Origin of the sequence: Pseudomonas putida (genome assembly GCF_028682175.1) — a bacterium.
In the GTDB taxonomy this organism is placed as follows: Bacteria; Pseudomonadota; Gammaproteobacteria; order Pseudomonadales; family Pseudomonadaceae; genus Aquipseudomonas; species Aquipseudomonas putida_AD.
This window is the reverse complement of the sequence record NZ_JANHKS010000012.1, coordinates 53,705-74,703: the sequence shown is the minus strand read 5'-3', so window position 1 is coordinate 74,703 and position 20,999 is coordinate 53,705. Positions and strand designations below refer to the sequence as shown.

Below are 20,999 nucleotides of genomic sequence, written 5' to 3'. Positions count from 1 at the left end.
CCGGCGGACCGGTATCGAACATGGATACCGGAGCGGTCCGTCTGCTGGCTTGACGAGCACTTTCCTTGAAACATGGCACGTCTTGCGCTTCAGCTTGAGCAGTCCCTGGCGACAAGACAACAGCGTCGTGGTTCGTGATTCGCAAACCCTGCGATTGCCAAATCAGCACCAGATTACGTGGGAAACCGATCACCCACAAATCGCGACCGGCGTGTTTGCGAACCGCAAACCCTGCCGTGTTGCCTCGTCAAATGCCGCTGGTTAGCCTTTGTCGATGCGTCTGGTGCTTGTGCTTGTGCGTCAGATACCTGTGTGCCGCTTGCTGATGGATAAAAACAATATGGAAAGTATAGAGGGGGTGGTGGTAGTTGGAGGCGGGGCCGTTGGCCTGCTGACCGCGTTGATACTGGGCAAGGCCGGCGCCCGGGTGGTCGTGCTTGAATCGGCGGCGGATGTTTCGTCCGCATCCTGGGCGGTTGCCTACACCCCCGCCAGTGTTGCGGTACTGGAAAGGGCCGGATTGCTCGCCGACATCAGCAAGGCCGCCATACGCTCGGACGACCTGGCCTACCGCCATGCTGACGCCAGCCTGATCGCCACGATGCAATGGAATGTACTGAGTGAGGACAGCGAACATCCGTACATGCTCCTGCTCGCGCAACATCATGTGCGTGCCGTGATTGTCGAGCACCTGCGCAAGCTGCCCAATGTCGAGATCCGCTGGAATCACCGGCTCAAGGAGCTGGAGCACGAAGGGTCCTGGGTCACGCTGACCCACTGCACTCCGGGAGGCGACAGCGACCTTCGGGCGCGTTGGGTGGTGGGCGCCGACGGTGCGCAAAGTACCGTACGCCAACAGCTGGGCGTAAGTTTCGATGGTGTCACCTGGCCCGAGCAGATGGTCGCGGTGAACCTGTTCTACGACTTCGCCCTCAATGGTTATTCCAGGATCAACTTCGTACAGGATGCAGTCGATGCCGCAGCGGTGATCCAGCTCGACCGAAGCGGCCTGTGGCGCGTGTGCTACGAGGAAAGTCGTGGTTTGTCCGACGCTCAGATCTCAAGGCGCGCAACCGAACGGCTGGTGCGCATGCTGCCGGGCACACCGACACCGGATCAGTTTCGCATCGAACGCATCCAGCCCTACCGTGTACAGCAGCGCTGCGCCGGAGCGTTTCAGCGAGGGCGGGTGATTCTTGCGGGCGATGCGGCCCATGTTGCCAACCCGATGGGGGGCTTGAGCCTGTCCGGTGGTGTCACCGATGCCGAGCACGTTGCCCTGTCGCTGATAGCCCGGCTGCACGATGCGGACCCGCAGGCTGATGCGGCGCTGGAGCAGGCGATGACGGTTCATCGCGAGGCCCGGCTGGCGCTGACATCACCGGGCGCCACGCCCTACTTGAGCTGGCTCAGGGATTCCGACAAGAAGCGTCGGGCACGGGACATGCTGCTTTTTGAAGTCGCCGGCCAGGATCGAGCCGTCATGCGCAACTTTCTGCTGGATTTCGAAAGGATCAATGGCCGTCGCCCCTGGACCCTGACGGCATGGCTCAAGGCCTTACCCGGCCTGACAAGAGGGGCGGCCCGTGCGGCCGTGCAATGGCTGTCACAGGTCACGATCCCGGCTGCGCCCCTGGCCCGCAACGGCAACAGGGCCGACATCGGCGCCCAGTATTTCGAATAGAGGCAGGCGGGTCGGTGCCTGCAAAAGGCGGGCACCGACCCGGAACTGGGTCAGCGCATCTTTATGATTATCTTGCCCTCTGGCCGTGGCTGCTTGCCGTCGAGTATCTCGTGTATCTGCCCGACCTCATCAAGGTCGAACACCGGTCCCAAGCGGGTTGTCAGCTTCCCGGCATTTACAAGCGTTGCAATCTCGGTCAGCGCGTCGGTCGTCACGTCCACCAGAAAGAAAAAGGCCGTTACGCCATGCCGGGCCGCTGCGTCCTGATCGGGGTTGGAAACGGCCGACACGAGAAAGCCGCCGGGCTTGAGCACGCTGAATGATTTGTCCTGGGTGTCGCCTCCCACGAGATCCACCACCAGGTCGATATCCTTGACGGTGGTTTCGAACGGCTCGCTCTTATAGTCGATGACCCGGTCGGCGCCCAGCCCCCGGACATAGTCCTGATCCTTTGCCGACGCGGTCGTGATGACCTGGGCGCCGGCATTTTTGGCGAACTGAATGGCGTACGCCCCGACACCCCCGGCCCCGCCATGGATCAGCACGGTCTGGCCCGACTTCAGGTGACCCTTGTCAAATAAAGCCTGCCACGCCGTCACGGCAATAACAGGGACAGAGGCTGCCTGCACCGCCGTCAGGGCATCGGGTTTGATCGCGATCATGCTCGCCTGGGCAAGTGCATAGTGCGCATAGGCGCCGGTGAAGTTGGAGTTGGTCACGCCAAAGACCGCATCGCCGACTTTCAGGGTTGCCACCTCAGGCCCGGCCGCGACCACGACGCCCGCAAGGTCCGAGCCCAGCGTCAAAGGTAAAGGCTGGGGCAGGGCGCTATTGCCTGACCGGATCCAGCCATCCCACGGCCCAACCCCCGCAGCCTCTACTTGAACCAGCACCTGGCCAGGGCCCGGAGAAGGGGTTGGAACCGTTTCCACACAGATGCACTCAGGGCCACCGAATCGATGCACCCGGGCGGCGAGGGTGGTTGCAGGAACTTCCACAAAGGGCTGGCCGCTGGCTGTTGCGTTGGCCTCGTTCATGGCACACCTCTGTAATGGCTGGAAAGGTCACGGGACCCGAAAATGCTCAGTGTAGCTCGCCCATTGAAGAGTGAAGTTGCCAACAGCCGCTAATGAGTTCTGGACCTGTATTAAAGTTATTGTTCTGATCAGACAGTCCAATTGAAAAGTTATCAAGGAGACCAATTTACAACAATGCTTCACTAAGCGTTATTTGCCTTGATGAAGGGCCCCGGAGCTAGTTACCCTCAAGTAACGCGATAAATGGCCGAAACACTATTTGGCTTGTATGACCATTAAATAATTTATTTCGTGCAACAAACCTCTGCACAGGTCCCGACGCATTCGCGTGTCGCGGTCCGTCGTGCATCCAATTTCGAGGCGCCCGGTTTGGCGCCCATTTGCCAAGGAAGCCAGGATGATCGTCAATAACGCTTCAGACACCGCCATGTCGGCTTACGCCAATGCCTCCCTGCGCAAGACCTCTTCCAGTACCGATAACGCCAGCACTGCGGCCACTCAAGCCAATCAGAGCAATCAGGCGGATGACAGCACCGGCTGGGTGAGCCTCTCCAGCAAGTCAGTGGGCTACAGCCATTCCATCGCCAACTACACGCCATACTTTCCAGCGCGCTCGGGCATGACCGCCGACGCTCTGGTACTGGGTGTATCGCAGCCGGGCGCGGTTTCGAGTTCCAAAGGGCTGTCTTTTCCGGATGTCGCCTCGGATGCGCATTCACGCATGGACAGCAAGTACGCGTTGATGAAGAGCGGCGGCAAACCGTACGACGGCAGTGACACCGATCGCAATTCGTTGATGGGCGATCTCGATCGTCGCTCGCTGTATGCCGTGGCCACCAATCAGGGCGGCCAGTTCAGCGCCGAGGAGCAGGCCGCCGCCAATGGGTTGATGCGCCAACAGGAGCGCCTGGCCACCGGTTATTACAGTGGCCCGGCCGACCAGCAGAAGAACTTCACCGACCCCTATGCCAACGACCCGGTCGGGCGTGCCAAGGCGGCACTGGCGTTTCTGGAGAACATGAGCCCGGAAGAAAAAACCGCGCCGCAATGGCTGGTACAACACCAGACCCTCAGTGACGCCCTGGCGCAAACCGGCAGCGACACCGACACCTCGGAAACCAAAAAGGACAAGGGGCATTTTCACAATCTGTCCGAGATCCTTGCCGGGATCGACACTGACGGTTCCCACGAGGATCAGTCCGCTGTGACAGTTGATTAAGGCTGGAGATTGTCAGGGGCCGTAACGGATGTGGGATAGCCGTTCGGCCAACCCCTGTGTATCAGCGCTTGGTACCACCCCCGATACAACAATTCGTCACGACACATGCGCCAAACTCTCGAAAAAACGCCCTGAACGTTTACAATTGCGCCTCCCTCTTGCACCTCAGATATCCAGGCAGTACATGGCACTCGATCCCACCACGATGCTTACCCTTTCGATTGCCCTGGCTGCGGCGGCGTCGTTGTATCTGGCGATCGAGTGGAGCAATGTGCGCGAGCCTTCGCTGGTGTTCTGGAGCGCGGGTTTTGCCACCATCAGCATCGGCTGCATCCTGGCGCTGTTGCGCAACAGCGGCATCGTGGTCATCGGGGTCTGGTTCGCCAATGGTTTGCTGATCATGGCGCACTGGCTGTTCCTGGTGGGAGTGGCGCGGTTTACCGCAGCGCGGCTGTCCAGGGGGTGGTTGCTGATCATTCCGATCTGGCTGGCGATGCTTTTCCTGCCCGCCGAACCCTGGTGGTCGAAGGTGATGCTGGGGATCCAGTCGTTGATCATCACCGTGCTGACGCTGCGGGCCAGCTTCCTGCTGCGGCCCCACGGCAAGACCATCAGCGTCGGGGCGGGGCAGTTGCGGTATGTGCTGCTGATTCACGGGCTGTTCTATCTGTGCAAGGTCATCACGGCGGTGATTCCCGGTACCTTGATCGATCTGGCATCCCTGCGCGGGGAGATCATTCAGATTTCCCTGGTCGAGGGGGCGATGGCGATCATGTTGATCGCGCTGTCGATGACCGGTTCAGAGCGCTATCGTCGGGAAAAACGCATCGAACGTCTGGCGGCGCGTGATCCGTTGACGGCCTTGTACAACCGTCGCGCCCTTGAAGTCAGGGCGCCGCGCCTGCTCGAAGATGTGTCGCCCTCGCGGCCGGGCGCGTTGCTGTTGATCGATATCGATAACTTCAAGTCCGTGAACGATCTGTACGGGCACACGGCGGGGGATCGGTTGCTGATTACGTTGAGCGAGATGATCCGCTCGATTCTGCCTGACGGTTCGCTGGCGGCGCGTCTGGGCGGGGACGAGTTCGTGCTTCTGCTGAGCAATGCATCGAGCGAGCACATCCATGAACTGGGCAGCACCTTGCGCGAGCGCTTCCAGATGGCCGCAGCCCAGGGTTTTTCTACCCCTGAAGCGGTGACGCTGAGCATCGGCGCCAGCCTGTTCGACCAGCCGCCCGCCAGCCTTGGGGCGTTGATCGAGCAGGGCGATGCAGCGCTGTATGAATCCAAGCGCGGCGGGCGCGACAGTATCCGCCTGGTCGATCGCACGCTGGCCACTGACGAACCCGTGCAAGCGCCCTGAACCGCGGTTCTTCAACCGTTCATCAGCCAGTTTTCGCGCCGCAGCCCGAGCCTGGACTTGTGGTCTGAACATTGCTGTAACTGTGCTGCAGGGCCGCGACAACCGAAAGTTGACGCCATCCTGCGCTCATCCCCCGCAGCTATGTTCGGCATGCCACGACGCGCGTGCCATGGAGCCCACCTTGAGTACCCTCTCGGAAATTGCAGCAAACCTGTTGAAGCGTGAACGTATGGCCGAGGGTTCCAACGCAGTCACGACTGCGCAGCAGGCGGTGGGCCTTGAGCAATTGATGGCGCTGTCCCGTGAAAAAGACGTGCACAAGTGGCAGGAAGCGCTGAGTCAGTTGATCGCCGATAACCCTGGCAAACGTCGCGTCACCGTCCTGCGCGTGATCGAAGGCGGCCTTTCATCCTGAATGTTGTCCGTTAGCCGCTATTCATCGGCTTTCTGGCGTTAGCCGGTCGTGTGCCAGGCGTGTATCGTTGCGATCATGTTCCTGGCACCTCCGGAAAAAATAAGATGACTCGTCCTCGTTTCTTGCCCGATAACTTCACCCTGACCTTGGTCACGGTGGTCATCATCGCCAGTTTTCTGCCAGCCAGTGGCCAGGTGGCCGTAGGCTTCAGTTGGCTGACCAACATCGCCATTGCCCTGCTGTTTTTCATGCACGGTGCCAAGTTGTCCCGTGAGTCGATCATTGCCGGTGCAGGCCACTGGCGTCTGCACCTGCTGGTGTTCGGACTGACGTTCGTGATCTTTCCGCTGGTGGGCCTGGCGCTCAAGCCTGTGCTCTCACCGCTGATCGGCAAAGACCTGTACATGGGCATCCTGTACCTGTGCGCTTTGCCTGCGACGGTGCAGTCGGCCATTGCCTTTACTTCTCTGGCTCGCGGCAACATTCCGGCGGCCATCTGCAGCGCGGCGGCGTCGAGCCTGTTCGGGATTTTCCTGACGCCGTTGCTGGTGACCTTGCTGCTGAATGTGCATGGCGATGGCGGCTCGACCGTGGATGCCATCGTCAAGATCAGCATTCAGTTGCTGCTGCCGTTCATTGCCGGGCAGATTGCGCGACGCTGGATTGGCGAATGGGTCGGCCGCAACAAGAACTGGCTGAAGTTCGTCGATCAGGGCTCGATCCTGCTGGTGGTGTACGGGGCGTTCAGCGAGGCGGTGAACGAGGGCATCTGGCACAAGATCCCGGCGTGGGATCTGGCGGGCCTGGTGCTGGTGTGCTGCGTGTTGCTGGGTGTGATCCTGATGATCTCCAACGTACTGGGCAAGATCTTCGGTTTCAACATCGAAGACCGCATCACCATTCTGTTCTGCGGCTCGAAGAAGAGCCTGGCGACCGGCGTGCCGATGGCCCAGGTGTTGTTCGCGGGCAGCACCATCGGCGTGCTGATCCTGCCGCTGATGTTGTTCCACCAGATTCAACTGATGGTCTGCGCGACCCTGGCCCAGCGTTACGCCAAGCGCCAGGAGTCGGTGCCGGAGTTGATGGCCCAGGTCGATCCATAAGTGCCACGACATATAAAAAAGCCCCGATCATTCGGGGCTTTTTCATTCATGGCTTGTCACTCTTCAGCCAGTTGTTCTTCATATTCCTTCACATAACTGCCGGCAAGTTTTTCCTTCTGTGTGTCATCCAGCAACTTCCCCGCCATCTGGAAGAACTTCTGTTCTTCTTCTTTCAAGTGATGATGCACCTTCTCTGACAGCTTCTTGGCAGTGACCAGCCAAGCCGGGCTGGACATGTCGGTTTCATCCAGCTCTTCCATCAGTTCGTCCATCTCGTGGTGTTCGGAGATGGCATGGCGACTGAGGTCTACGCCGTTATCGAACTTCATCAACGGCACATAGAAAAAGCGCTCTTCGGCAGTTTCATGGGCCTGCAACTCGGCTTTCAACTGCTTGTAGGCCTCGACGCGGGCCTCGCTTTCGCCGTGGGTTTGGATCAGGGCATCGGCGTATCCGCGCTGGCGGTCGTGGCTTTCTCTCAGGGCTTCGAAGATGTTCACGGTGAGGTCCCTCAATTGACATGTGAGCTACTAGGGCTAGACCGTTCCCTGTGAACAGACGTTCCATCGGCTTGCGCGGCATAAGCTTAGATCTATACGTTTCTTTCATAATTTCTGACTGTTTTTATAATCAAAACGACTTTAATCATCTGCCCTCATGCCGTTTCGTCATTTCAAGGATCCCCATGCCCCTTCGCAGACTCTTCGTTGCCGCAGCGCTGATGCTGGCTACGGTTACCGCCCACGCCGAGCAGGTCATCAGCATTGGCTACCAGCGCTCTTCCACCCTCTGGCTGTTGCTCAAGAATGACGGGCAGATCGAGCAGCGGCTCAAACCCCTGGGTTTTACCGTGCAATGGCATGAGTTCAGCAGCGGGCTGTTGAGTGCGATGAACGCCGGCAGCGTCGATCTGCATGCCGATGTGGCGGATGCATTCGCGCTGTTCACTCAGGCCGCGAATACGCCATTGACCTATTACGCGCGGGAAAACCCGTCGCCCAGTGCCCAGGCGATCATCGTTCAGGACGGCTCGCCGATTCACAGCGTTGCCGATCTGAAAGGCAAGCGCGTGGCGGTATCCAAAGGTTCGCGCAGCAATTTCCTGTTGATCTCGGCGCTGAAGAAAGCCGGGCTGACCCTGGCCGACATTCAGCCGGTGTACCTGGAAGCACCGGATGGCGTCGCCGCATTCTCCAGCGGCAACGTCGATGCGTGGGCGATCTGGGACCCGTTCCTGGCCACCCAGCAACGCGAGCATCACGTCCGCGTACTGGCCGACGGCACCGATGGCGTTGCCAACTACAACCGTTTCTACGTCGCCAACACCAGCTTCGCCAAGGCCCACCCCGAAGTGTTGCAGGTGGTGTTCGATACCCTTCACGACGCCGGGCAGTGGGTCAAGGGCCACCCGCAGGAGGCGGCGAAGAACCTGGCTCCGCTGTGGGGCAACATCCCGCCCGAAACGGTGGAGCTGGCTAACAGCCGCCGCAGTTACGACATCGTTCCGGTGAAGGTCGATCAACTGGCAGAACAGCAACGCATTGCCGATTTCTACTACGAGTCGAAGCTGATTCCCAAGCCGCTGAAGATTTCCGACATCGCAGTCTGGGTTCCCCAGGGCAAATAACGCGGGAGTGCACGCATGAGTCGTCAAATTCACCTGTCTGCCTTCCTGCTCAGCGGCCCGGTTATCCACAGCCATGCCGCCTGGCGTCACCCTGAAACCCTGGGCAACTACCTCGACCCTGAGTATTACGCGCGCACGGCGCGGGTGGTGGAGGAGGGGTTGTTCGATTTTCTGTTCTTTGCCGACCGCCTGGCCGTGGGCGACCAGATGGGCGGCTCGCGGGAGGTAGCGCTACGTTACGGCGCCCAGGACGCGACGCGGCTCGATCCGCTGCCGATCCTCTCGTATCTGGTGGGGCAGACCCGCAAGCTGGGCCTTGGCGCCACGCGATCGACGACCTATTACGAGCCTGCGCACATCGCCCGGGAATTCGCCACCCTCGACCATCTGTCCAAGGGGCGGGCGGCGTGGAACATCGTCACCTCGATGAACGACAGCGAAGGCCGGCTGTTCGGCAAGGACAAGCACCTGGAGCACGATCTGCGCTACGACCGCGCCGATGAATTCGTCGAGGTCGCGCTCAAGCTCTGGAAAAGCTGGGCGCCGGACGCGCTGAAGCTGGATCGGGAAAGCGGCGTGCTGGCCGATCCGTCGAAGATTACTTCGGTGGAGCACGTGGGCGAGTGGTTCAAGGTGCATGGCCCGCTCAACATCCCGCGCCCACCTCAAGGCCGGCCGGTGCTGATCCAGGCCGGCTCGTCCGGGCGCGGGCGGCGGTTTGGTGCGCGCTGGGCCGAGGCGATCTTCACCATTCATCCGCACCTCAAGGCCATGCAGGCGTTTCGTGAGGATGTGCGCGGCCAGGTGGTCCAGCAAGGGCGCCACGCCGACAGTTGCAAGGTGCTGACAGCGGTGATGCCGTTCATCGGCGGCAGCGAGGCCGAAGCGCGGGCCAAGCGCGACCGGCACAATGCGCTGGCGCGTCCGGAATTGGGGCTGGTGACGCTGGCGTCGCAGTTGAATGTCGACCTGTCGCCGTTTTCCCTGTCATCGACCCTGGCTGAGATTGCCCGCGCACCGTCAATTCATCCTGCTGCGGCCGAGAAATTGCTGATGCAGGGGCCTGATACCACACTCGAAGAGTTGGGCCGGATCTTCGCCAGCAGCGTGCGGGTACCACAATTGGTCGGCACCGGCGCGCAGATCGCCGATCAACTGGCTGAACTCTTCACGCAAGGCGGCTGTGATGGCTTTGTGATCTCTCCGGCGTACCTGCCGGGGTCGTTCAGCGAGTTCGCCGAGAGCGTGATCCCGCATTTGCAGCGCAAGGGGCTGTTTCGCACGGCGTATGAAGGCTCGACGCTGCGTGAGCACCTGGGGTTGCCAGACTTGAAGGATTGACCATGTACGCGGTCCTGTAGGAGTGAGCTTGCTCGCGATGGCGATAGATCAATCGCTAATGTGTGACTGACACACCGCCATCGCGAGCAAGCTCACTCCTACAGGGTTTTCAGCGTCCAGCGGGCCGAGCCAGGCGGGTTATCTGCAATCGGTACAGCAATCCGACAGCATCCCCTGATCGATTAGCGGCTGACATCCAGGTCATGCTGGGTATGATGGGCCCGACGTTTTTATGAAAGGGCCTGTTCCCAATGATGAAGTTTTTCGCCGCGCTGCTCTGTGTCTTCACCGGGCTGGCCCATGCCGAACCCGCACTGCTCACTGACCTCGCCTTGCCTTACCTCGCTGCGGCTCCCGCAGACTCCAAAGACAAACCGCTGATTATCTTCCTGCACGGTTACGGCAGCGACGAGCGTGATCTGTTCGGCATCAAGGACGATCTGCCCAGGGACAGCACCTACCTGTCGGTGCGTGCGCCAATGGAAGTCGATGGCGGAGGTTACAAATGGTTCTCCCAGGACACCGACCAGGCCGACTACGAAGGCGTGACCAGTGACGTGGACAAGAGCACCGACCTGCTGCGTACCTTCATCGAGCAAGCCACGGAGAAGTACGCGACCCAGCCAGACAAGGTGATCCTGATCGGCTTCAGCCAGGGCGCCATGATGAGTTACCAGATCGGCCTTGAGCACCCTGAGCTGGTGCGGGGGATTGCGCCGTTGAGCGGCAAGATTCTCTCGGCGCTCAATGGCCGGCTCAAACCCGAGGAGCGCTTGAAACCACTGAAGGTGTTCATCGGCCATGGCGAGGCGGACAACCGCGTGGCCTACACCGGCGCCACCGAAGCCCGCACGGTGCTGGAGAATCTGCTGATCAACCCGGAGTTTCATTCCTACCCCGGAGCGGGGCATACCATCACCTCGGCGGAAGTGACCGATCTGAGTCGCTGGGTGCAAGCGCAGCTTTCTCGCGGCTGACGCTTCTGCGGGGTGGGGTCACAAACCCTGGCTGGCGCGAATCAACTCGTATGCCCGCCGCGCCAGCGGGTTCACGGTGTTGGGCCTGATCCACAGGTGATAGGTCACATCCGGCAAGCGCGGCAGTCCGTCCGCTTCGCCGAGTACGCGCATGTCCGGCCCGAGCATTTCCATGCTCCGGGCCGTCACCCCCAGGCCTGCGCGGGTTGCAGCCTTGATACCGATCAGGTTTGACGCAAGATAGGCCTGGCGCCAGGGGATGCTGGCCCGCTCCAGCGCCTCGATGGCGTAGCGCCGGTAGATACTGGGCTCATCCACCAGAATCAACGGAATCGGCTCGTCCGGTACGTGCAGGTACTGCGCCGAACAGATCCACCACACCGGCGAGGTGCGCAGCGCAAAGCCCTCAAGGCCCGGATCTTCACGGGTTGAAATCACCATGTCGACCTTGCCCCGGTGCAAGTCTTCCATCAGGAACGGACTGCGCCCCACATCGATTTCCAACCGAAGTTTCGGCGCCGAACGGGCGATGTGGCTGAGGATCGGCGGCAGGATGGTGTCGGCGATGTCGTGGGGCGAACCGATACGCAGCACACCGCTCATGCTGCTCTCCCGAAGCGAATTGAGCGCGTCATCGTTGAGCGAGAGCAACTGGCGTGCGTGACGCAATAACTGGCGTCCCGGTTCGGTCAGCTGCTTTTGCCGGCCCTGCTTCTGAAACAGGCTGACACCGATTTGCTGCTCAAGCCGTTGCATGTGCTGGGTCACCGAAGACTGCGTGCGCGACAGCCGCGCGCCGGCCTCGGCGAAGCTGTGATGATCGACGACAGCGACGAAGGTGCGCAGCAGTTCGAGGTCGAGGGTGGTGGACATGGGGGCGTACTCAGTCAGGGCAGAACGCAGTACCTGTAGGAGTGAGCTTGCTCGCGATAGCGGCGGGTCAGTGACCTATCTGGTAAATGACACACCGCCATCGCGAGCAAGCTCACTCCTACAGGTTCGGGTAACATCAGCGAGAGTGATTAATACATTACGAATTTTTATGTTTTTAAAAAGGTATTTGTAAAAGTATCCCGCAAAGGCTAACAAAATCGAGCTTATGCCATTTTTTGATGAAACCTGGAAAGCAGAAAGTTATAACCATATTTGATATTTGAATTTCCGTCCGCAGCGTTCCCTCCCTAGGATGCGGGTCATCAAGTGACGATGACCATCGAGGGAAAATCCATGCCATACACGCGCTCGCCCATTACCCGTTTGCTGCCCTTGTTCGTCGGTACGCTCGCTGCGCTGGGCGCAAGTTTTGCCGTTCAGGCCGATGCCACGCTGGACAAGATCGAGCAGCGTCATCGTCTGGTGGTAGGGGTGTTGCTGTCGGGCGGGCCGTTCGGTTCCATCGATCCGGGCAACCAGAAACCCAAGGGCTTGAACGTCGATATGGCCGAAGACCTTGGCCGTCAACTGGGCGCCGAGGTGGAACTGGTTCCGGTGCTGCCTGCCAACCGCGTGCAGTTCCTGCAACAGGGCAAGGTCGATCTGTTGATCGCCAACATGGAATGGACTGCCGAGCGCGGCCAGCAACTGGGGTTCGTGCCGACGCCGTTCTACCGCGTCGGCGGCACGGCGGCGGTGCTCAAGGACAGCAAGATCACCCGCTGGGAAGACCTCAAGGGTCAGCCGGTGTGCACCTCCCAGGGCAGCAGCTACGTCAAGCCGCTGACTGAATTCGGCGCCGAATTGAAAGCCTTCAAGAGCTCGTCCGAATCGCTGCTGGCGCTGCGTGGCAACAACTGTGTGGCCGCCGTTCACGACGCGACGCTGATCAATCCGCTGGTGGCCGACAGCCCCGAGTGGCAGAACTATCGCGCCATCACCCCCGAGCTGAACCCGGCGCCGTCGGTGATCTGGACTCGCCCCGGCGAAACCGACACCCAGGCGAAACTCGACACCATCGTCAAAGGCTGGCACCGCACCGGCTGGTTGATCGAAGCCGAGAAACGCCACCACATCACCCCGGCGTCGCCTGCGCTGGTGGAGTTGCATGACAAGTTCCAGGCCAGCGGTGCATGAGTCACTGGCTTGAAGTGTTCGTGCAGTGGGCGGCCAGGCTCGGTCTGAACTACAGCTTCGTGCTGGACGCCTATGCCCGGGGCTCGCTGCTTCAGGGTGCGCTGACGACGGTGTGGCTGTGCCTGTTCACCCTCGTCGGCAGCCTGCTGGCCGGCGTCGCCCTTGCTGCCATGCTGACCAGCGGCAAGCCCTGGCTGGCGCGGCCTGCGCGGGTGTTCGTCGAGGTCACGCGCAACACCCCGACGCTGGTGCAGCTGTACTGCGCGTTTCTGGTCCTGAACATGTTGCTGACCCAGGCCGTGGGCACGGCCAACCCCCTGACACCCTTTGCCTGGGTGGTGATCGTGATCTCGTTGCACAAGGGCGCGTTTCACGCAGAAGCCTTGCGCGCCGGGATCGAAGCGGTGCCGGCGGTCACCCTTGAGGCTGCCAGTTCCCTGGCCTTCAGCAGCCGCCAGTTGCTGTGGAATGTGCAGATGCCGCTGGCCATGCGTTTTGCCTTGCCCTCGTTGATCAACAACCTGATCGATCTGGTGAAGATGACGGCCGTGGCCTCGGCAATTGCCGTAGGCGACATCACCTACGCCTCGATCATGATCTGGACCCAGAGCGACAACGTGCTGGAACTGATGATTCTGCTGCTGGCGTTCTTCGGCCTGCTCAGCTTTGTCGTCAACTGCGTGGGCAGGTTTCTCGAAGCCCGATTGAGGATGCCCGGTTATGGTCATTGAAACAGTCGGCGCACTGTGGGAGTGGTCCCCGGCCCTGGCCACAGGCTTCTGGCAGAACATTCTGATCAGCCTGCTGGCGATCGCCCTCGGCTCGCTGCTGGGTTTGCTGATCGGTGCGCTGGCGGTGTCGCCGCTGTGGATCACCCGCTTGCCGGCGCGAATCTGGGTCCAGGTGTTTCGCAACGCACCCTGGCTTGTGCTGATTTATTTCACCACCTACGTGTTCCCGTTCGAGCTTCACATCGGCGGCCACTGGGTGGCCTTTCCGGACTGGGTGAAAGTCACCATCGGTCTGGCGCTGCCGGCCAGTGCCAACGTTGCGGAAATCTTCCGGGGAGCAATCGGATCGATTCCCGGCACACAGTGGGAAGCGTCGCGCTCTTTGGCTTTCACCTGGGGGCAGATCTTTCGCTCGATCATCCTGCCGCAGTGCTTCAAACGCATGCTTCCGCCCTGGATGAACCTGTACGCGGTCATCACCATGGGCACGGCGCTGGCCTCGCTTGTGGGGGTGCACGACCTGATCGACACCGCGCAGATCGCCAGCAATACCGTCAACCGCACCGGCTTTACCGTGATGATCTATTTCAGCGTGCTGGCGCTGTTCTTCGTCTATTGCTACCCGATTTCGCGACTTACTCAACACCTGGAGCGACGTTATGCCTTCTCTTGAAACGCGCACCGAGCAGCCTCTTGTCAGCCTGCGCGACGTGCATCTGTCGTTCGGCAGCAACCCGGTGCTCAACGGCATCGACCTTGAGGTTCAGCGGGGCCAGGCGGTGTCGATCATCGGCCCGTCGGGCTCGGGCAAGTCGACGATCCTGCGTTGCATCACCGGCCTTTTGCAGCCCCAGCGCGGCACGATTCGTGTGGGCGACACGCAAGTGCACACGCTCAACGCCGAAGCCCAGCGCATCGAGTTGCGCAAGCGCGTGGGGTTCGTGTTTCAGCAGTACAACCTGTTTCCGCATCTGTCTGTACTGGAAAACCTGGTGATCGCTCCGCGCAAGGTGTTGGGGCGCAGCTCGAAGGATGCGGAGCAAGAGGCGCGCGCTTTGCTGGCCAAGGTGCGCATGGAGCACAAGGCCGATGCGTATCCGGGGCAGTTGTCCGGCGGGCAGCAGCAACGGGTAGCGATTGCCCGTGCCTTGGCGATGCGCCCGGAACTGATCCTGTTCGATGAAGTGACCTCCGCCCTGGATCCGGAAACCGTGGGCGAGGTGCTGGCGGTGATCCGCGAGCTGACCGAGGAGGGCATGACCTGTGTGCTGGTCACCCACGAGATGCGCTTCGCCGAGGACATCAGCGACGTGGTGTATTTCACCGAGAACGGCCTGATCGTCGAGCACGGCAGCGCCGAACAGATTTTTCAGCACCCGACCAGCGAGCGTACCCAGGGGTTTTTGCGTCACGCGCTGGGGGATGCCGGGCGTCGTCCGGTGGTGAGCGGCGACCCGTATCTGTTGAGCAATATCGGGCGGTATAGCCTGTCCGTGTAGCCGGCTGGCAAAGCCCTGTAGGAGTGAGCTTGCTCGCGATCGCGGAGTGTCAGTCACTGGATATGTCACTGATACACCCCAATCGCGAGCAAGCTCACTCCTACAGGAAGCGTGTTGTATTTGAATCTAATAAAAGGAGCACCTGATGAGCATTGAAACCCGCAGCCCCGTGATCGAGGCATTCCTGCAACAGATTCGCCTGATTCACCAGCGCGGCGTCGATCGTGAAGCGCTGCAGCAAATCGTCAGCCTGCTGGAAGGTCTGGCCGAGCGGCGGGATCTGTTCAATTTCGACACCTTTCCCGCGCCGGTGCCGGGGGAGGGTGACACGGCGTTTCGTTATCGCCTGAACGACGACGGCGACACCCCGACGCTGTACATGAATTCGCTGCTGCCGGGCAAAAGCACCCTGCCGCACAACCATGAAACCTGGGCGGTGATCGTTGCCGTCCAGGGGCAAGAGATCAACTACGTGTGGGCCCGCACCGACGATGGCAGCGACCCGGCCTTCGCCCGTCTTGAACTGGAAAAAGAAGTGGTGGTGCAACCGGGCACCTCGATCAGCTTCCTGGGCGAAGACCTGCACGGCATCAAGGTCGATGGCGACACGCCGACCCTGCATTTCCACCTCTACGGTCGCCCGCTTGAGTCTCTGAACGGACGTTACGGGGTTAATACCGAAGGCAAGGTCCTGAATTACAACGCCTCGCAAATGGCCCCATCGATCAAGGCCTACGCTTGATATGAACCAGGCCTCGACCCGTAGCAGCACGGCCGGGTGGCGCTCCGCTTGCCGGCGGGGGCGGTGTACCTGTGACGAATTCATCGTCTGACACACCGCTCCCGCCGGCAAGCCGCGCTGCTACGGGAGAGCGTACCGTCTGATTAGCACTGAGAATGCCATGACCCAGAAAGTCACCCCGCACCACCTGCAAGCCTGGCTGTTCGACGGGCAGGAAATCGCCCTGTTCGATGTCCGCGAGCACGGCCAGTATGGCGAAGCGCACCTGTTCCACGGCGTGAACCTGCCCTATAGCCGCCTCGAACTGGAAGTGCGTCGGTTGGCCCCCAACCCTGCCGTGCGACTGGTGGTTTACGATGAAACCGGCAGCGACGTTTCCATCCGTGCCGCGCAGCGGTTACAGGCGCTGGGCTATACCCAGGTGCATGTACTCGAGGGCGGTGCCCAGGGTTGGCAGGCGGCAGGGCTACAACTGTTCGCCGGCGTGCACGTGCCGTCCAAGGCGTTCGGTGAGCGGGTCGAAGAAGCGAGCCACACGCCCCACATCAGCGCCACCGAACTGGCGGCATGGCAGGCCAGCGGCCAGCCGCTGGTGCTGCTCGATGGTCGGCCCTTCGATGAATACCGCAAGATGACCATCCCCGGTTCCATCTGCTGCCCCAACGGCGAGCTGGGGTATCGCCTGCCTGAGCTGGTGCTGGATGAAACCACCCCGATCGTGGTCAATTGCGCGGGCCGGACTCGCAGCATCATAGGCGCCCAGACCCTCATCGATCTGGGGGTGAAGAACCCGGTGTACGCGCTGGAGAACGGCACGCAAGGTTGGTACCTGGCCGACCTTGCCCTGGAGCACGGCAGCACCCGACGCTACCCGGCTGTTCCGGCCAGCGCCTCGCTGACTGCGCAACAGGAGTCCGCGCAGCGTCTGGCCCGGCGCGCTGGCGTGCAGACGGTGAATGCCGAGCAAGTGAAGGCCTGGGCGCAGGACGCGGCCCGCAGCCTGTTCCTCTGCGATGTGCGCACCCCAGAAGAATTCGCCGAAGGCAGCTTGCCCGGCGCGCAACACACGCCGGGCGGGCAACTGGTTCAATCCACCGACCTGTACGTTGGCGTACGCGGGGCGCGGCTGGTGCTGGTCGATAACGATGGCGTGCGCGCACCCATCGTCGCCAGTTGGCTGCGGCAGTTGGGGCATCAGGCTTATGTTCTGGAGGGTGGCCTGCAGAGTGGTCTGGCGCTGCCTCTCAATACTGCTGACGCGGCCCAGGCGCTGACGGAAATCGATGCCGCCGAGCTGGCTGATCTGCTCGCTGACAGCGCAGTTGTGCTGCGGGATTTGCGCGCCAGCATGGCCTATCGCAAGGGGCACATCGCGGGCTCGCGCTGGTCTATCCGCTCGCGTCTGGCCGATGATCTTCAGGATGAAACCCGCCCGCTGGTGCTGGTGGCCGATGATCCACAGGTGGCGGCCATCGCCGCGCTGGATTTGCCCCAGGCGCAGCGCCAGTCAGCCCGCTGGCTGAGCTTCGAAGCCTGGCAGGCTGCGGGTTTTCCAGTGAGCGCGAGCCCTCAGGACCCGCCGAACGAGCAGTGCATCGATTTTCTGTTCTTCACCCATGACCGTCACTCCGGCAACAAGGATGCCGCCCGCCAGTACCTGGCCTGGGAGATCGGCTTGCTGGGGCAGATGACCCAACAGGAGATCGACAGCCTCAAGCCTTTGGCAGCGAGTGCCGGGGAAAACAGGGTGCGTACCCGGCTGGTGCATGCCGCAAGGGGCGAGAAAGGCAGCGGCGTGCGCGGCGTCAATCCACCGGTTTCGCGCATGAGCACGGTGTTGTTCGATTCCCTGAGCGAGATGCGCGAGGCCCGCAAACGCCGCGACACCGAGCGCGTCCTGACCTACGGCGCCCGTGGCAATCCCACTGCCTTCGAACTGGAAGACCTGGTCACCGAGCTTGAGGGCGGCTATCGCACGCGCCTGTTCAGTACCGGGCTTGCGGCGGTGGCGCAGGTGTTCCTGACCTACCTTCGCCCGGGCGATCACATCCTGATCACCGATGCGGTGTACTCGCCGGTGCGTCAGGTCGCCGAAGAATTCCTCAAGCCGTTCGGCATCCAGTACAGCTACTTCAATGCCGATGGCAGCGGCTTGCACGAACGGCTGCAGGCCAACACCCGTATGGTCTACGCCGAGGTGCCGGGCTCGCTACTGTTCGAGCTGGCCGACCTGCCGAAAATCGCCGCGCTGTGCAAGTCGCGCAACATTCTGCTGGCGGTGGATAACACCTACGGCTCGGGCTATCAGTACCGGCCGCTGACACTGGGCGCGGACATTTCCATCATGGCCCTGACCAAGTATCTGGCAGGGCACAGCGATGTGATGATGGGCAGCGTGTGCACCACCCAGGCGGTGTGGCAACCGCTGGCAGTGATGACTGATACTTTCGGCAGCACGGTCAGCCCGGACGATGCCTACCTGGTGTTGCGCGGCGCCCGCACCCTGGCCGCGCGGCTGGACGTGCACCAGCGCCAGTCCCTGCAGATCGCTCGCTGGTTGCAACAGCATCCAAAGGTCAGGCGCGTGTTCCACCCGGCGTTGCCCGATCATCCTCATCACGCCTTGTGGCAGCGGGACTTCAACGGCAGCAACGGCCTGCTCACCTTCGAACTGGCCGACAGCAATCCGGCGCACCTCGAACACTTCATCGACGCCCTGCAGCTGTTTGGCCTGGGCGCTTCATGGGGCGGCTTCGAAAGCCTGATCATCGTCGCCAGCGTGGGCGACCGCGATAACCCCGCCGACAGACAGCTCAACCCTTTGCTCAGGCTGCATGTGGGGCTGGAGGATGTGAAGGCGTTGATCGAGGACCTTGAGCGAGGCTTCGCAGCAATCCAGTGACCGCCCCCGCGGGTTCGCGAAGCCCTGTGGGAGGGAGCTTGCTCGCGACAGCGTCAGCGCAGGCACCACGGCGTTGTCTGACCTGGCGCAGTCGCGAGCAAGCTCCCTCCCACAAGCGCCTTCCACAGGACTGGCGTAAGCCTAGAACCCCGCCTTGCCCACCGAAGCCCCACCATCGACGAACAGCGTCTGCCCGGTGATGAATCCGCTCTGCTCGGACAGCAGGAACGCGATTGCCGAGGCGATTTCGTCTGGCTGTCCGAAGCGGCCCATGGGCACTCCCGCCAGATAGCGTTTTTCGCCTTCGCTGCCCACCGGGTTGTTCTGGCGAAACAGTTCGGTTTCGGTCGGGCCGGGGGCGATGGCATTGACCGTAATGCCGGTCTGCGCCAGTTCCAGCGCCCAGGAGCGGGTGAAGCTAATGAGCGCGGCCTTGGCGGCGGCGTAGGCGGTGCGCTGGGTGATGCCCAGCACGGTGAGGCTGGAGATGTTGACGATGCGGCCCCAGCCCTGTTCGCGCATGGTGGGTAGCAGGGCCTGGGTCGCCAGCAGGGCAGAGTGCAGGTTGACGCTCATCACCGCGTCAAAGTCCTCGAGTTCGATCTGCCCCAGGGGCTGCGGGCGCACCAGCCCGACGTTATTCACCAGGCCGTCGAAGCGGTAATGCTGGGCCAGTTCCGCCAGGCCGCAGCGGGTCTGGGCCTTGTCGGCCAGGTCCAGTGCGATGAGCACGCCGGGGAAGGTCGGGTCATCGGCGTTGCGGGCGATGCCCACCACCTGGTGACCGGCTGCTGCCAGGTGTTCGGACAAGGCGCGGCCAATGCCTTTGGTGGCGCCGGTGATCAGGAAGGTACGTTGGGACATCTGAAGTCTCCATCAAAAGTGAGTGGCACCCTGTAGGAGTGAGCTTGCTCGCGATAGCGGTGCGTCAATCACCAAATCGGTTACTGATACACCGCTATCGCGAGCAAGCTCACTCCTACAAAAGCGAATTAGTCAGCGTGTGCCGAGTTCTTCAGGAACACCAGCAGCGCCAGCAGGGGAAACGCGCTTCCGGCGATGACGATCCAGGTCCAGCCGCCGTGGTCGTACAGGGCGCTGGCAATCACCGAGCCTGCGGCGCCGCCGATGAAAATGCTGGTCATGTACAGCGCATTCAGGCGGCTGCGGCTCTTGGCGTCCAGGGCGTAGACCGAGCGCTGACCGAGGACCATGTTCATCTGCACGCAGAAATCCAGAACGATGCCGGTCACCGCCATGCCGATCACTGCGTAGGACGGCTGCACCAGGCTTGGCAGAAAACTCAGGGCGGCGAACAACATCGCAAAACGGCTGGCGACCCGGGTATGCCCGGCATCGGCCAGACGACCGGCGATGGGCGCGGCGATGGCACCGATGGCGCCGACCAGGGCGAAGATCGCGATCTGGCTCTGGGAAAGGCCGTGATTGCGCGCAAGCTCCAGCGGCACGGCGGTCCAGAACAGGCTGAAGGTGGCGAACATGCACGCTTGGTAAAACGCCCGCTGGCGCAGCACCGGCTGTTTGCTCAGCAGCGTCCACAGGGATTTGAGCAGTTGCCCGTAGCTGGCGCTGTGGGCGGGCTGGTGCTTGGGAATGGTGGTGGCCAGTACCACGCTGATCAGCAGCATCAATACGGCGGCAACGCCGAACACCGCACGCCAGCCGAAATGGTCGGCAATCAGGCTGGACGCGGGCCGGGCCAACAGGATGCCCAGCAACAGGCCGCCCATGATGCTGCCCACCACGCGACCGCGGGATTCCTCTGGGGCCAGGTGAGCGGCCAGCGGAATAAGGATCTGCACCGCCACCGAACTGAACCCCACCAGCAGCGAGGCCAGCAGGAACACGTTGGGCGTCTGGGCGAAGGCTGCGCTGGCAAGGCTGGCAATCGCAACAACGGTGGTCACGATCATCAACCGGCGATTTTCCAGCAGGTCACCCAGCGGCACCAGGAAGAACAGCCCCAAGGCATAGCCGATCTGCGTCAGAGACACGATGAAGCTCGCCAGCGTGCTCGACAGGCCGATGTCCGGGGCAATCAGCCCGATGATGGGTTGGGCGTAGTAGATGTTGGCAACGATGGCGCCGCAGCAAAAGGCGAACAGCATCGCCAGGCCTTTGGTCATCGTCGCTCGGTGAGTGAGGTCAGTCATGGCTGTCATGGGATTCTCGAAGGGCATTCAAGGAAGGTGCCGTTGCGCAGGCCAGGGGCTCTGCATCGGTGCCTTTAAAGGAAGTGAGAGAAGGCTAACGCTTTTTCGTTGCGTT

The 20,999-nt window shown here is 61.6% G+C and carries 19 protein-coding genes; 14 read left to right on the top strand and 5 right to left on the bottom strand.

Going from position 1 to position 20,999, the window contains the following annotated elements:
• Positions 1–340: 340 nt before the first annotated feature.
• Entirely contained in the window at positions 341–1,684 is a 1,344-nt protein-coding gene (locus NPS29_RS11070) for an FAD-dependent oxidoreductase (RefSeq protein WP_274132576.1), read from the top strand.
• Between the two features lie 50 nt (positions 1,685–1,734).
• On the opposite strand, the gene NPS29_RS11065 is transcribed toward NPS29_RS11070, so the two are convergent.
• Positions 1,735–2,721: an NADP-dependent oxidoreductase gene (locus tag NPS29_RS11065; RefSeq protein WP_274132575.1), complete on the bottom strand. Its 987-nt coding sequence runs from the start codon at positions 2,719–2,721 to the stop codon at positions 1,735–1,737.
• 397 nt (positions 2,722–3,118) lie between these two features.
• On the opposite strand from NPS29_RS11065, the gene NPS29_RS11060 reads away from it, so the two are divergent.
• The 4 genes from NPS29_RS11060 (at position 3,119) to NPS29_RS11045 (ending at position 6,821) form a co-directional block, all read left to right on the top strand.
• Positions 3,119–3,940 carry a hypothetical protein gene (locus tag NPS29_RS11060; protein ID WP_274132574.1) on the top strand — a complete coding sequence of 274 codons (822 nt, stop codon included), beginning with the start codon at positions 3,119–3,121 and terminating at the stop codon, positions 3,938–3,940.
• Positions 3,941–4,124: 184 nt separating this feature from the next.
• Positions 4,125–5,303 (top strand): GGDEF domain-containing protein, encoded by a 1,179-nt coding sequence (locus NPS29_RS11055; RefSeq protein ID WP_274132573.1) that lies wholly within the window; start codon positions 4,125–4,127, stop codon positions 5,301–5,303.
• Between the two features lie 181 nt (positions 5,304–5,484).
• Complete coding sequence (locus NPS29_RS11050) at positions 5,485–5,718, top strand: hypothetical protein (RefSeq protein ID WP_274132572.1); 234 nt, start codon at positions 5,485–5,487, stop codon at positions 5,716–5,718.
• Positions 5,719–5,822: 104 nt separating this feature from the next.
• On the top strand, positions 5,823–6,821 hold the full coding sequence (locus NPS29_RS11045; RefSeq protein ID WP_274132570.1) for a bile acid:sodium symporter family protein: 999 nt from the start codon (positions 5,823–5,825) through the stop codon (positions 6,819–6,821).
• Between the two features lie 56 nt (positions 6,822–6,877).
• Here NPS29_RS11045 and NPS29_RS11040 read toward each other — a convergent pair whose 3' ends face one another.
• Positions 6,878–7,321: a hemerythrin domain-containing protein gene (locus NPS29_RS11040; RefSeq protein ID WP_274132568.1), complete on the bottom strand. Its 444-nt coding sequence runs from the start codon at positions 7,319–7,321 to the stop codon at positions 6,878–6,880.
• A gap of 185 nt (positions 7,322–7,506) precedes the next feature.
• Here NPS29_RS11040 and NPS29_RS11035 point away from each other — a divergent pair, with 185 nt between their 5' ends.
• The 3 genes from NPS29_RS11035 to NPS29_RS11025 all read left to right on the top strand — a co-directional run bounded on the left by NPS29_RS11035 (position 7,507) and on the right by NPS29_RS11025 (position 10,766).
• Complete coding sequence (locus NPS29_RS11035) at positions 7,507–8,448, top strand: aliphatic sulfonate ABC transporter substrate-binding protein (protein ID WP_274132564.1); 942 nt, start codon at positions 7,507–7,509, stop codon at positions 8,446–8,448.
• A gap of 15 nt (positions 8,449–8,463) precedes the next feature.
• On the top strand, positions 8,464–9,789 hold the full coding sequence (locus NPS29_RS11030; protein ID WP_274132563.1) for an LLM class flavin-dependent oxidoreductase: 1,326 nt from the start codon (positions 8,464–8,466) through the stop codon (positions 9,787–9,789).
• Positions 9,790–10,040: 251 nt separating this feature from the next.
• The gene (locus NPS29_RS11025; protein ID WP_274132562.1) at positions 10,041–10,766 is read left to right on the top strand and encodes an alpha/beta hydrolase; all 726 of its coding nucleotides are present in this window, start codon (positions 10,041–10,043) and stop codon (positions 10,764–10,766) included.
• An 18-nt stretch (positions 10,767–10,784) separates the two neighbouring features.
• On the opposite strand, the gene NPS29_RS11020 is transcribed toward NPS29_RS11025, so the two are convergent.
• Positions 10,785–11,639 carry a LysR substrate-binding domain-containing protein gene (locus NPS29_RS11020; protein ID WP_274132561.1) on the bottom strand — a complete coding sequence of 285 codons (855 nt, stop codon included), beginning with the start codon at positions 11,637–11,639 and terminating at the stop codon, positions 10,785–10,787.
• Positions 11,640–11,993: 354 nt separating this feature from the next.
• Here NPS29_RS11020 and NPS29_RS11015 point away from each other — a divergent pair, with 354 nt between their 5' ends.
• From NPS29_RS11015 to metC, 6 genes are all read left to right on the top strand, one after another.
• Positions 11,994–12,836 (top strand): transporter substrate-binding domain-containing protein, encoded by an 843-nt coding sequence (locus NPS29_RS11015; protein WP_274132559.1) that lies wholly within the window; start codon positions 11,994–11,996, stop codon positions 12,834–12,836.
• Complete coding sequence (locus NPS29_RS11010; RefSeq protein ID WP_274132558.1) at positions 12,833–13,567, top strand: amino acid ABC transporter permease; 735 nt, start codon at positions 12,833–12,835, stop codon at positions 13,565–13,567. Before NPS29_RS11015 ends, NPS29_RS11010 begins: the two co-directional genes overlap by 4 nt.
• Positions 13,557–14,240: an amino acid ABC transporter permease gene (locus tag NPS29_RS11005; protein WP_274132557.1), complete on the top strand. Its 684-nt coding sequence runs from the start codon at positions 13,557–13,559 to the stop codon at positions 14,238–14,240. The genes NPS29_RS11010 and NPS29_RS11005 overlap by 11 nt, the downstream gene beginning before the upstream one ends.
• The gene (locus NPS29_RS11000) at positions 14,227–15,066 is read left to right on the top strand and encodes an amino acid ABC transporter ATP-binding protein (protein WP_274132556.1); all 840 of its coding nucleotides are present in this window, start codon (positions 14,227–14,229) and stop codon (positions 15,064–15,066) included. The genes NPS29_RS11005 and NPS29_RS11000 overlap by 14 nt, the downstream gene beginning before the upstream one ends.
• A gap of 145 nt (positions 15,067–15,211) precedes the next feature.
• A complete protein-coding gene (locus tag NPS29_RS10995) occupies positions 15,212–15,808 on the top strand; it encodes a cysteine dioxygenase family protein (protein WP_274132555.1) in 597 nt (198 codons plus the stop codon).
• A 160-nt stretch (positions 15,809–15,968) separates the two neighbouring features.
• Positions 15,969–18,710, top strand: a complete 2,742-nt coding sequence (gene metC, locus NPS29_RS10990; protein ID WP_274132554.1) for a cystathionine beta-lyase — start codon at positions 15,969–15,971, stop codon at positions 18,708–18,710.
• 141 nt (positions 18,711–18,851) lie between these two features.
• On the opposite strand, the gene NPS29_RS10985 is transcribed toward metC, so the two are convergent.
• Together NPS29_RS10985 and NPS29_RS10980 are read right to left on the bottom strand one after the other, a co-directional pair.
• Positions 18,852–19,574, bottom strand: coding sequence for an SDR family oxidoreductase (locus NPS29_RS10985; RefSeq protein ID WP_274132553.1), 723 nt, complete (start codon positions 19,572–19,574; stop codon positions 18,852–18,854).
• A gap of 128 nt (positions 19,575–19,702) precedes the next feature.
• Positions 19,703–20,884 carry an MFS transporter gene (locus NPS29_RS10980; protein ID WP_274132641.1) on the bottom strand — a complete coding sequence of 394 codons (1,182 nt, stop codon included), beginning with the start codon at positions 20,882–20,884 and terminating at the stop codon, positions 19,703–19,705.
• Positions 20,885–20,999: the final 115 nt, after the last annotated feature.

Bases quoted from the DNA above. Each gene is read 5' to 3' on its own strand.
- NPS29_RS11070 (WP_274132576.1), top strand. From the start codon at position 341: ATGGAAAGTATAGAGGGGGTGGTGGTAGTTGGAGGCGGGGCCGTTGGC.
- NPS29_RS11065 (WP_274132575.1), bottom strand. From the start codon at position 2,721: ATGAACGAGGCCAACGCAACAGCCAGCGGCCAGCCCTTTGTGGAAGTT.
- NPS29_RS11060 (WP_274132574.1), top strand. From the start codon at position 3,119: ATGATCGTCAATAACGCTTCAGACACCGCCATGTCGGCTTACGCCAAT.
- NPS29_RS11055 (WP_274132573.1), top strand. From the start codon at position 4,125: ATGGCACTCGATCCCACCACGATGCTTACCCTTTCGATTGCCCTGGCT.
- NPS29_RS11045 (WP_274132570.1), top strand. From the start codon at position 5,823: ATGACTCGTCCTCGTTTCTTGCCCGATAACTTCACCCTGACCTTGGTC.
- NPS29_RS11035 (WP_274132564.1), top strand. From the start codon at position 7,507: ATGCCCCTTCGCAGACTCTTCGTTGCCGCAGCGCTGATGCTGGCTACG.
- NPS29_RS11030 (WP_274132563.1), top strand. From the start codon at position 8,464: ATGAGTCGTCAAATTCACCTGTCTGCCTTCCTGCTCAGCGGCCCGGTT.
- NPS29_RS11025 (WP_274132562.1), top strand. From the start codon at position 10,041: ATGATGAAGTTTTTCGCCGCGCTGCTCTGTGTCTTCACCGGGCTGGCC.
- NPS29_RS11020 (WP_274132561.1), bottom strand. From the start codon at position 11,639: ATGTCCACCACCCTCGACCTCGAACTGCTGCGCACCTTCGTCGCTGTC.
- NPS29_RS11015 (WP_274132559.1), top strand. From the start codon at position 11,994: ATGCCATACACGCGCTCGCCCATTACCCGTTTGCTGCCCTTGTTCGTC.
- NPS29_RS11010 (WP_274132558.1), top strand. From the start codon at position 12,833: ATGAGTCACTGGCTTGAAGTGTTCGTGCAGTGGGCGGCCAGGCTCGGT.
- NPS29_RS11005 (WP_274132557.1), top strand. From the start codon at position 13,557: ATGGTCATTGAAACAGTCGGCGCACTGTGGGAGTGGTCCCCGGCCCTG.
- NPS29_RS11000 (WP_274132556.1), top strand. From the start codon at position 14,227: ATGCCTTCTCTTGAAACGCGCACCGAGCAGCCTCTTGTCAGCCTGCGC.
- NPS29_RS10995 (WP_274132555.1), top strand. From the start codon at position 15,212: ATGAGCATTGAAACCCGCAGCCCCGTGATCGAGGCATTCCTGCAACAG.
- metC (WP_274132554.1), top strand. From the start codon at position 15,969: ATGACCCAGAAAGTCACCCCGCACCACCTGCAAGCCTGGCTGTTCGAC.
- NPS29_RS10985 (WP_274132553.1), bottom strand. From the start codon at position 19,574: ATGTCCCAACGTACCTTCCTGATCACCGGCGCCACCAAAGGCATTGGC.
- NPS29_RS10980 (WP_274132641.1), bottom strand. From the start codon at position 20,884: ATGACTGACCTCACTCACCGAGCGACGATGACCAAAGGCCTGGCGATG.